Origin of the sequence: Pseudomonas juntendi (assembly GCF_009932375.1) — a bacterium.
GTDB lineage: Bacteria > Pseudomonadota > Gammaproteobacteria > Pseudomonadales > Pseudomonadaceae > Aquipseudomonas > Aquipseudomonas juntendi.
In genome coordinates, this window is the sequence record NZ_BLJG01000119.1 from 1 (window position 1) to 10810 (window position 10810).

At 63.0% G+C, this 10810-nt stretch carries 9 protein-coding genes; 2 read left to right on the top strand and 7 right to left on the bottom strand.

Annotation, left to right across the window (positions count from 1 at the left end; translation table 11 throughout):
- Positions 1-118: 118 nt before the first annotated feature.
- The 7 genes from pcaC to pcaR form a co-directional block, all read right to left on the bottom strand.
- Positions 119-511 (bottom strand): 4-carboxymuconolactone decarboxylase, encoded by a 393-nt coding sequence (gene pcaC / locus GYA94_RS16790; RefSeq protein ID WP_047583944.1) that lies wholly within the window; start codon positions 509-511, stop codon positions 119-121.
- Between the two features lie 10 nt (positions 512-521).
- Complete coding sequence (gene pcaD / locus GYA94_RS16795; protein WP_009685618.1) at positions 522-1313, bottom strand: 3-oxoadipate enol-lactonase; 792 nt, start codon at positions 1311-1313, stop codon at positions 522-524.
- An 11-nt stretch (positions 1314-1324) separates the two neighbouring features.
- Positions 1325-2677, bottom strand: a complete 1353-nt coding sequence (locus tag GYA94_RS16800) for a 3-carboxy-cis,cis-muconate cycloisomerase (protein ID WP_161892740.1) — start codon at positions 2675-2677, stop codon at positions 1325-1327.
- Between the two features lie 9 nt (positions 2678-2686).
- On the bottom strand, positions 2687-3976 hold the full coding sequence (locus tag GYA94_RS16805; protein ID WP_009685621.1) for an MFS family transporter: 1290 nt from the start codon (positions 3974-3976) through the stop codon (positions 2687-2689).
- 201 nt (positions 3977-4177) lie between these two features.
- A complete protein-coding gene (gene pcaF / locus GYA94_RS16810) occupies positions 4178-5383 on the bottom strand; it encodes a 3-oxoadipyl-CoA thiolase (RefSeq protein ID WP_174824187.1) in 1206 nt (401 codons plus the stop codon).
- A 261-nt stretch (positions 5384-5644) separates the two neighbouring features.
- Positions 5645-6991, bottom strand: a complete 1347-nt coding sequence (pcaK, locus tag GYA94_RS16815; RefSeq protein WP_054912070.1) for a 4-hydroxybenzoate transporter PcaK — start codon at positions 6989-6991, stop codon at positions 5645-5647.
- A 320-nt stretch (positions 6992-7311) separates the two neighbouring features.
- Complete coding sequence (pcaR, locus tag GYA94_RS16820) at positions 7312-8187, bottom strand: pca regulon transcriptional regulator PcaR (RefSeq protein ID WP_009685624.1); 876 nt, start codon at positions 8185-8187, stop codon at positions 7312-7314.
- Positions 8188-8661: 474 nt separating this feature from the next.
- Between pcaR and GYA94_RS16825 the strand changes: the two genes are divergently transcribed.
- Positions 8662-8862 (top strand): hypothetical protein, encoded by a 201-nt coding sequence (locus tag GYA94_RS16825; protein ID WP_009685625.1) that lies wholly within the window; start codon positions 8662-8664, stop codon positions 8860-8862.
- 308 nt (positions 8863-9170) lie between these two features.
- A complete protein-coding gene (locus tag GYA94_RS16830; protein WP_009685626.1) occupies positions 9171-10643 on the top strand; it encodes an inorganic phosphate transporter in 1473 nt (490 codons plus the stop codon).
- Positions 10644-10810 lie beyond the last annotated feature (167 nt).

Below are 10810 nucleotides of genomic sequence, written 5' to 3' on the forward strand. Positions count from 1 at the left end.
GTGTCGCGATGGGCTGCGCAGCGGCCCCGGCAATCGTAGCTGCGAAGCTGATATTCCGGGGCTGCTGCGCAGCCCATCGCGACACAAGGCCGCTCCTACAGGCGGGGCCGCGTGAGGGTCAGCTACGCGACTCTACCCCTAGCTCGTCCCACACCGACTCCGCCAGGTGGAAGGTGGCGTTGGCCGCTGGAATGCCGCAGTAGATCGCGCTCTGCATCAGCACTTCCTTGATCTCGTCGCGGGTCACGCCGTTGTTGGCCGCCGCGCGCAGGTGCAGCTTCAGTTCGTCGTTACGGTTCATGCCGATCAGCATGGCAATGGTGATCAGGCTGCGGGTGTGACGTGGCAGGCCGGGGCGGGTCCAGATGTCACCCCACGCGTGGCGGGTAATCATTTCCTGGAACTCGCCATTGAAGTCGTTGAGCTTTTCCAGGCTGCGGTCCACATGGGCATCGCCCAGTACCGCGCGGCGTACTTGCATGCCGGCGTCGTAGCGTTGTTTCTCGTCCATGGCAGGGTCCTCAGTGAGCCAACAGGAAGGCGAGCACGCGGCGGCTGAACGCCTCGCCAATCTCGACGTTGGACAGGTGCGCTGCCGGGAACTCGACGTATTCGGCACCGGCAATACCGGTTTGCATGAACTGGCCGTGCGCCGGGGTGGTTACCACATCTTCTGTCCCTGCCACGATCAACGTCGGCACCTGGATGCGACCGAGTTGCTCACGGAAGTCGGCATCGCGCACCGCCGCGCAGTTGCCGGCATACCCCTGGGGGCTGGTCTGCGCCAGCATCTGGCAGATACGCTGGGCCTCTGCGGCTTGTGCCTGGGCAAAGCCTGGGGTGAACCAGCGGGCAATGGACGCATCGCGCAGGTCGACCATGGCCTGCTGGCCGCCCTTGAGCACGGTGTCGATACGGGTGTTCCACACCTCGTCATTGGCGATTTTGGCGGCGGTGTTGCACAAGGTCAGGCTACGCAAGCGCTCACCGGCATTGATGCCCAGCCACTGGCCAATCAGGCCACCCATCGACAAGCCGACAAAGTGCGCCTTGGCAATGTCCAGGCCATCGAGCAGCGCCAGCACATCGCGGCCCAGTTGCTCGATGGAATAAGGGCCTTCGGTGACCAGCGATGCACCGTGGCCACGGGTGTCGTAGCGCAGCACCCGGAATTGCTCGGCCCACAGCGGCATCTGGGCGTCCCACATGCCCAGGTCGGTACCCAGCGAGTTGGACAGGACCAGCACCGGGGCGTCTGCCGGGCCATCGAGTTGGTAATTCAAAACGCCATCGGCCAGTTGCAAATGCGCCACAGCGGTCTCCTTCAGGCAGTGAAACGTTGATGTTCGGACACGGCGCGCGCCACCCAGACGCGGGCCTGGCCCAGGTAATGGGCGGGGTCGAGCAAGCGATCGAGTTCCTCGGCGGACAGTTCGGCGCTGACCTGCGGCTCGTCACCCAGCACGGCACGCAGGTGACGCTGCTCGGCCACGGCGCGCTGGCAGCATTGCTCCAGCAGGTGGTGGGCGCGGTCGCGGCCCAGGCGCTGTGCCAGCACAATGCTCACTGCCTCGGCCAGCACCAGGCCCTGGGTCAGGTCGAGGTTGCGGCGCATGCGCTCGGCATCCACCTCCATCCCCTCGGCAATCACCTGGGCCTGGCGCAGCGCACCGGAGACCAGGCAGCAGATTTCTGGCAGGGTTTCCCATTCGGCATGCCACAACCCCAGGCTGCGCTCGTGTTCCTGGGGCATGGCGCTGAACATCGTCGAAACCAGCCCCGGCACCCGGGTGGCGGCCCCGATCAGAACGGCGGCCCCCACCGGGTTACGCTTGTGGGGCATGGTCGAAGAGCCGCCCTTGCCCGGCGCGGAAGGCTCGAACACCTCGCCAGCCTCGGTTTGCATCAGCAAGCTGACATCGCGGCCGAACTTGCCAAGGCTGCCGGCGATCATGCCCAGCACCGAGGCAAACTCCACCAAGCGGTCGCGCTGGGTGTGCCAAGGCTGTTCCGGCAGGGCCAGCCGCAGTTGCTCGGCCAGCGCCTCGGCCACCGGCAACGCCTTGCTGCCCAAGGCCGCCAGGCTGCCCGAGGCGCCGCCGAACTGCAGCACCAGCAAGCGCGGGCGCAACGCCTGCAAGCGCTGGCGATGGCGGGTCACGGCGCCAAGCACCCCGGCCAGCTTCATGCCCAAGGTCACCGGCGTGGCATGTTGCAGCCACGTGCGCCCCACCATGGGGGTGTCGGCGTGCTTCAAGGCCTGCTGCGCCAAGGTTTCGGCAAGTTGGCCAAGGTCGCTTTCCAGCAAGTCGAGGGCAGCGCGCAACTGCAATACCAAGCCGCTGTCCATCGCATCCTGGCTGGTAGCGCCCAAGTGCACATAACGCTCGGCCTCGGGCACGCCGGTGGCGATCACCTTGCCCAACGCCTTCACCAGCGGGATTGCCGAATTGCCAGCGCTGGCGATGGCATTGGCCAGGGCGCCTACGTCATAGCGCTCGGCCTGGCAGGCCGCCTCGATGGCGGCCACGGCGCTGTGCGGAACCAAGCCGACCGAAGCCTCGGCGCGGGCGAGCGCGGCCTCGAAATCCAGCATGCCCTGCAGGCGGCGACGGTCGGAAAAAACCTCGCGCATGGCCGGCGCGGTGAAGTAGGCGTCGAACAGTTGGTTGCTCATGCAGCTTCCTTAATGATCATGGTGCAGGTACTCGGCCTGCTTCGGCAGGCGCAGGCTGAACAGGAAGGCTATCGCCATCATCGCCGTCACGTACCAGTAGAACGTATTCTCCATCCCCATGGTCTTCAGCCCCAGGGCCACGTACTCGGCCGAACCGCCGAATGCCGCGTTGGCCACCGCGTAAGCCAGGCCTACACCCAGCGCGCGAACTTGCGGCGGGAACATTTCGGCCTTCACCAGGCCGCTGATCGAGGTATAGAAACTGACGATGCACAGTGCCAGGCTGATCAGCACGAAGGCCATGAACGGGCTGGTCACGGTTTTCAACGCCATCAGCAGCGGCACGGTGAACAGCGTTCCCAACGCCCCGAACAGCAGCATGGAATTGCGTCGCCCAATACGGTCGGACAGCATGCCGAAGAACGGCTGCAGCACCATGAACAGGAACAGCGCAGCCGTCATCACATAACTGGCGTTCTTCGCCGTCATGCCAGCGGTATTCACCAGGTACTTCTGCATATAGGTGGTGAAGGTGTAGAAAATCAGCGACCCACCTGCGGTGTAGCCCAGCACGGTGATGAAGGCTGCAGCGTGGTTGCTGAACAAGCCTTTGATGGTGCCGGCATCCTTGTCCTGACGGGTTTCGGCGCTGCTGGTTTCGTGCAGCGAGCGGCGCAGCATCAACGAGATCAGTGCTGCAATGGCCCCGACCACGAACGGAATGCGCCAGCCCCAGGCACGCAGCTCATCCTCGGTCAGCAGCTGCTGCAGGATCACCACCACCAGCACGGCCAAAAGCTGGCCGCCGATCAGCGTCACGTACTGGAACGAGGCAAAGAAGCCGCGCTGGCCGCGCAGGGCCACCTCACTCATGTACGTGGCGGTGGTGCCGTACTCGCCACCCACCGACAGGCCCTGGATCAGGCGCGCCAGCAACAACAGCGCCGGGGCCCAGGTGCCAATGCTGGCATAGGTGGGTAGGCAGGCGATCATCAGCGAGCCGAAGCACATCATCAGCACCGAGATCATCAGCGAGTTCTTGCGGCCATGGCGGTCAGCGAGGCGGCCGAAGATCCAGCCACCAATCGGGCGCATCAAGAAGCCTGCGGCGAATACCCCCGCGGTATTCAGCAACTGCACCGTGGGGTCGTCGGAGGGGAAGAACGCCGGGGCGAAGTAGATCGCACAGAAGGCATAGACGTAAAAGTCGAACCATTCCACCAGGTTGCCCGAAGAGGCACCAACGATAGCGAAGATGCGCTTGCTGCGCTCTTCACCGGTGTAATAGGTTGAAGTCATGGTGAGGTTACTCCTGAAGGGTCACAGGTTAGTCTAGACATACCTGGTAACACCTCGTTCCGCCTTGAAGCTGGCAATTGGCCTTGGGTCGAAGGTGCCGGCCCCTTCGCGGGGCAAGCCTGCTGCCACAGTTTGCCGTTGTGCAGTGGGCAACGACCATGCTGTAACACCCGGCTTGCCCCACGAAGGGGCCAGGACAGGTCAAACCCGTTCGATGGCCAGCGCCAAGCCTTGGCCGACGCCCACGCACATGGTCGCCAGGCCTTTACGGCCACCGTTTTTCTCCAGTTGATGCAAGGCCGTCAGCACCAGGCGAGCACCGCTCATGCCCAGCGGGTGGCCCAGCGCGATCGCGCCGCCATTGGGGTTTACCTGCGGCGCATCATCGGCCACGCCCAGCTCACGCAGCACTGCCAGGCCTTGGCTGGCGAACGCCTCATTGAGCTCGATCACATCGAAATCATTCACCGCCACACCCAGGCGCTCGGTCAGCTTACGTACTGCCGGGACCGGGCCAATGCCCATCACCCGTGGCGCAACGCCACCGCTGGCCATGCCCAGAACGCGGGCACGCGGGGTAAGGCCATGCTTCTTCACCGCTTCAGCCGAGGCCAGGATCAGTGCTGCCGCACCATCGTTGACGCCCGAAGCGTTGCCGGCGGTGACGGTCTTGTCCGGGCCGTTGACCGGCTTGAGCTTGGTCAACGCTTCCAGGGTGGTCTCCGGGCGCAGGTGTTCATCACGCTCGACGATCACTTCACCCTTCTTGTGGGCGATGCGCACCGGCACGATTTCTTCGGCAAAAAAGCCGGCGGCCTGCGCTGCAGCGGCCTTTTGCTGGCTGCGCAAGGCGAAAGCATCCTGGTCGGCGCGCGACACCTGATAATCGTCGGCCACGTTGTCGGCGGTTTCCGGCATCGAGTCCACGCCGTACTGGCTCTTCATCAGCGGGTTGATGAAACGCCAGCCAATGGTCGTGTCTTCCAGCTTCATGTTGCGCGAATAGCCGCTTTCGGCCTTGCCCATGACGAACGGGGCCCGCGACATCGATTCCACACCCCCGGCGATGGCCAGCTCCATTTCCCCGCTGGCAATGGCGCGGAAAGCAGTGCCAATGGCATCCATGCCCGAGGCACACAGGCGGTTAAGGGTAACGCCCGGAATGCTTTCGGGCAGGCCGGCCAGCAGCAGCGCCATGCGCGCCACGTTGCGGTTGTCTTCACCTGCCTGGTTAGCGCACCCGAAGAACACCTCGTCAACCTGGTCCCACTGCACACCGGGGTTGCGCTCGATCAGCGCCTTCAGTGGCACGGCGGCCAGGTCGTCGGCACGCACACCGGCCAAGGCACCGCCAAAGCGGCCAATCGGGGTACGGATGGCGTCACAGATGAATACGTCTCGCATCAGGCTTCTCCTGCCGGCTGGCCATGGGCCGCGGCGGTACGGGCATCAAGGTCACGCGGGGTGGCAGCTTGATTTCGGTGGGTTCGGTGGTGGTCTGCACGTGGCATTGGAGGCTCCTGGTCAGGGTGCTTCAGTAAGCTCAGATTAAGGAGGCCGGTGGGTAGCTTACAATCCGATAATCGACTATTCGTGCGATTATCGAACTATTTGTTGCCTTGCTACCCACCTTCGTACAGCGCCTGGCCGGCAAGGGCGGCCTCGCTATCAGGTGGCGTCGGCGTGGCTCACCAGCCCTTTCACCACCACCCCAACGGTAGCCAGCGCCGCCGGCACCAGCAGCGCCGTGAGCACCTGCTCGAAGCTCCAGCCCAGGCCCAACAGGGTTGCGCCGCTCCAGGCCCCGAGAATCGCGCCGAAGCGGCCGATGCCCAGCATCCACGATACCCCGGTCGCCCGGCCTTGGGTCGGGTAGAAGCGCGCCGCCAGCGACGGCATGGCCGACTGGGCGCCGTTCACGCACATACCTGCCACGAGTACCAGCGTAGCCAGCAAGGTGATATTGCCCAGGCTCTGCCCTACTGCGTAGGCGAATACCCCGGCCAGCAAGTAGAAGATGCCAATCACCTTGTGCGGGTTGAAGCGGTCCATGGCCCAACCCACACCGACCGCACTCAGCACGCCACCAAACTGGAACAAGGCACCGATAAAGGCCGCCTGCTCCATGCTCGCGCCACTGTCACGCATCAGGGTCGGCAGCCAGCTGGTCAGCAGATAGACGATCACCAGGCCCATGAAATAAGTCAGCCACAGCAGTACGGTACCCAGGCCGTAGGTGCCAGAGAAAATCACCGAGAACACGTTGCGGGCGGCCACGGCCTTCTGTTCCGGCACGCTGAAGCTCGCCGCCTCGGCCACCACCTGCGGGGCGATCGGCGACAAGGTCTTGCGCACCCTGTCAGTGCCACGGTTACGCACCACCAGGAAGCGCGCCGACTCCGGCAGCCAGACCATCAGCACCACGGCCAGCAGCAACGGCAGCACCCCACCGACTACCAGCAGGCTGTGCCAGCCATAGGCCGGGATCATTTTCGCGGAAATGAAGCCACCGCCGGCCATACCCAGGTTGAAGCCGCAGAACATGCTGGTGACCAGCAGCGACTTGAGGCGCTCTGGGGTGTACTCCGACAGCAGCGTGGTGGCGTTGGGCATACCCGCCCCCAGGCCAAGGCCGGTCAGGAAGCGCAGCACCAGCAGTTGGTCGACGTTGGTGGCATAGGCCGAGGCCAGGCTGAAGCCACCGAATACCAGTACCGCACCCACCAGCACGCCCTTGCGGCCAAAGCGGTCGGCCAGCGGCCCCGAGCCCAGGGCGCCGAAGACCATGCCGATCAACGCGGCACTCATCACCGGGCCCAGGCTGGCACGGTCAATGCCCCATTCCTGTGAAAGGGCCGGGGCGATGAAGCCCATGGCGGCCGTGTCCAGGCCATCGAGGAAGACGATCAGAAAGCACAGCAGCACGACCCGCCACTGATAGCGGGACAACGGTTGCTGATTGATGAACGACTGGACGTCAAGGCTTGCGCCGACGTTGGTTTGCGCTTGGTTCATTGTTGTTATCCAGAATAGGGGGCACAGCCAGGCCTTTGCACTCGGCTAGCCGGTACAGGTGGGCAACGCTAGGGAAAATGGCCTGGGTCAGCCTGGATACAACGAAACTGCATGCGGGTGCGAGCGCAGCAGCCTAGGGACAGTATGCATGGTATGTGCCTCATGTTTTTCTTGTTCGGTCGGCACAGCCGACCGTTGCGAGAGACATTAATCAGCGGGCGCAGGTGACGCAATTCGCCGCGAACGACACTGTGCGTTTATCGCACAGGAAACCGTTTTGCCTGTTCAAAAAACCGCTGGCGCGCCCCCCCCTTGCGCGCTCAACCAAACAGCTGGTGGCACAGGTCCCGGCTGGCAGCCAGCAGGATCGGCAAGAAGCGCTGCTCCAGTTCGCTGCGCGTGACCCGCCCGACGTGGGTACTTACGTTCAAGGCTGCCAGCACCTGCCCGGAAGCGTCATACACCGGCACGGCAATCGAGCGCAGCCCCTGCTCCAGTTCCTGGTCCACTACACACCAGCCTTGGGCGCGGACCTGCTGAATACAGGCGAACAACGATTCGGCATCATGCAAGGTACGGCTGGTGCGCGCCTTGAGGTCGGCCCGCTCCAGGTATTCGCGCAGGCTGGTGTCATCCAGCGCCGCCAGCAGAATGCGCCCCATCGACGTGCAGTAGGCGGGCAGGCGCCCGCCCACCGACAAATCGACCGAAATCAGGCGCTCGACTGTGGCCGAACGGGCTATATAAAGGATGTCGTCACCTTCGAGGGTGGCCATGTTGGCCGCCTCGTGCAGCTGGTCGCTGATGCGGTCCAGGTACGGCTGGGCCGAAATCGCCAATGGCGTGGATGACAGGTAGGCATGCCCCAGGGTCAGCACTTTGGGTAGCAGCGAGTAGGTGCGCCCGTCGGTGGTGGCATAGCCCAGCTTGATCAGCGTGTGCAGGCAACGGCGCACGGCGGCCCGGGGTATTTCGGTACGGTGGCTGATCTGGGCGATGGTGAGGTGGCGCTTGCGCTCCTGGAAAGCCTGGATCACCGCCAGGCCACGGGCCAGGGATGTCATGAAGTCCGGGTCGCCGGTGAAAGCCTGGATGCGCTTGGCCGGCGAGGCCACGATCGGCGGCGCCATGGCCGCCAACACAGGCCGTGCCGCCTCTGGGCTGGCAGAAGCGTTGTCCACCGTTTCGTCACTCATCGCACACCTCAAAAAAAACGCCGGTTCGTGCGATTATCGAACAAACGGCCGATAATCGCAATTGACCGCTGACACTTTTGCTTATACCTTTCTCCTGCCACATGTGGCTTCTTTGGAGAGACTGGTCAGGTACCCACCGTAGAAGTCCCCAGGCAACGGCCTCGCCTTGCGGCGGGGCCGTTTTTCATTCCCGCCTCGTCAGCTTGTTGCCCGAACTTTTATCCGGCATGCCTTTCAAACTTGTAAGAAAGCCCCAACTTGTTTACCCGCACATGCCATAACGTGCGTCGGATGATGGCGGTGCTGGTTAAATAACGATGTTCGGCAAATTATCGGTTGCTATAATCGGCACGACAGTCGTGACGCAATTGTGCCCACGGAACCTTTCGTGGAACCAAGACGTTGCGGCCGGAACAGGGCGCACAAGCGCATAACGCGTTACCCCCGTGATTACACTTAATTCAGGTACTGCATGTGACGAAAGATGAACTGCGCGCAGAACTCGAGCGCCAGGCTGAACGTTACAAGGATGTCTACGGCGGCGAAGTCACCACCTATGCCGCACAAACGGAACCGGAGCGCAAACCCTGGCGCAAACGCGCCAGCCTGCGAGACCAGGCTTTCAGCCAGGAACTGGAACGCATGGAAAAGGAACTACGCAGCGAGAACCCCTGACCCGGGTCAATGCAGCGCTGTGTCCGCCCGGCTCGGCCGGGCGTGTTGGTCTTATTACCCAAGCTAAGTGAAATGGATTTTCACAAATTTCAAACGATCGTTTTAATTAGCGCCGAAGCTGGACCTTTACGTTTTTGACCTGATTTTCGCAGCAATTCGCCGATTTAAGCTGAACTTGCCCTGTAATCAAGGGCCGCTCGCAGGGCAGCTTTGGCGCTTTTGGCCGTGCCAACGGCCTGCTGGAGGTGCATCGATTGCCAAGGTTTTCTGGCATAATCCCGCCCCCCTATGACCGCCAGACAACCTTCATGATCGATTTATTCAGCGGACTGGATGCCTGGGTATTGGTGAGCCTGCTGCTCGCCTTGACCTTCGTACTCGCCTTCGAGTTCATCAATGGCTTTCATGACACCGCAAACGCGGTAGCTACCGTCATCTATACCAAAGCCATGCCTCCCCACCTCGCCGTGTTCTTCTCCGGCGTGTTCAACTTCTTCGGCGTACTGCTGGGCGGTGTCGGGGTGGCCTACGCCATCGTGCACCTGCTGCCGGTAGAGTTGCTGATCAATGTGAACACCGGGCACGGCCTGGCCATGGTCTTCTCCCTGCTGGCCGCGGCCATCACCTGGAACCTCGGCACCTGGTATTTCGGTATTCCCGCTTCCAGTTCGCACACGCTGATCGGCTCTATTCTGGGTGTAGGTCTGGCCAATGCCCTGATCAACGACATCCCGCTGGGAGACGGCGTTAACTGGCAGAAAGCCATCGACATTGCCATGTCGCTGGTGGTCTCGCCAATGGCCGGCTTCGCCGTAGCCGCCCTGGTGCTGCTCGGCCTGAAGTGGTGGCGCCCGCTGTCGAAGATGCACAAGACCCCCGAACAGCGCCGTAAACTCGACGACAAGAAGCACCCGCCCTTCTGGAACCGCCTGGTCCTGGTGGTTTCTGCCATGGGCGTGAGCTTCGTGCACGGTTCCAACGACGGCCAGAAAGGCATTGGCCTGATCATGCTGGTGCTGATCGGTATCGTTCCGGCCAAGTTCGTGCTCGACCTGAACAGCACCACCTATCAGATCGAGCGTACCCGCGACGCCACCTTGCACATGAGCCAGTTCTACGAGCGCAACGCCGCCACCCTGGGCGAGTTCCTGGCCCTGGGCAAGGCCAAGGCCAGCGACCTGCCGGAACAGTTCAGTTGCAACCCGCAGCAGACCGAGCCGACCATCGCCGCACTGCAGACCTCGTTGCAAGGCGTGACCGACTATCACAGCCTGGCTGCCGAGAAGCGCGTTGAAGTACGCCGCTACCTGCTGTGCCTGGACGACACCGCGAAGAAGGTTGGCAAGCTGCCTGGCCTGGAAGCCCGCGAAAAGGCCGACCTGGAAAAACTGCGCAAGGACCTTACCGCCACCACTGAATACGCCCCGTTCTGGGTGATCGTGGCCGTTGCCCTGGCCTTGGGCCTGGGCACCATGGTGGGCTGGAAGCGTGTAGTGCTGACCGTTGGCGAGAAGATCGGCAAGCAGGGCATGACCTATGCCCAGGGCATGTCGGCACAGATCACCGCGGCCTGTGCCATCGGCATGGCCAACGTGTTCGCCTTGCCGGTTTCGACCACTCACGTGCTGTCGTCCGGCGTGGCCGGCACCATGGTCGCCAACAAAAGCGGCCTGCAAGGTGGCACCGTCAAAACCATCCTGATGGCTTGGGTTCTGACCCTGCCAGCCTCGATGGGCCTGGCGGCCGGCTTGTTCTGGCTGGCGTCCAAGGCCATTGGCTGAGTGACACCGCAATAGACAAAGGCGCCCACGGGGCTAATGCCTGTCAGTTAAGTAATTTGGGGCCGCTTTGCGACCCTTCGCGGGCACGCCCGCTCCCACAGGGGATCGCGCATTTCTTGAGTTCAGCGCCCAACCTGTAGGAGCGGGCGTGCCCGCGAAGGACCTGC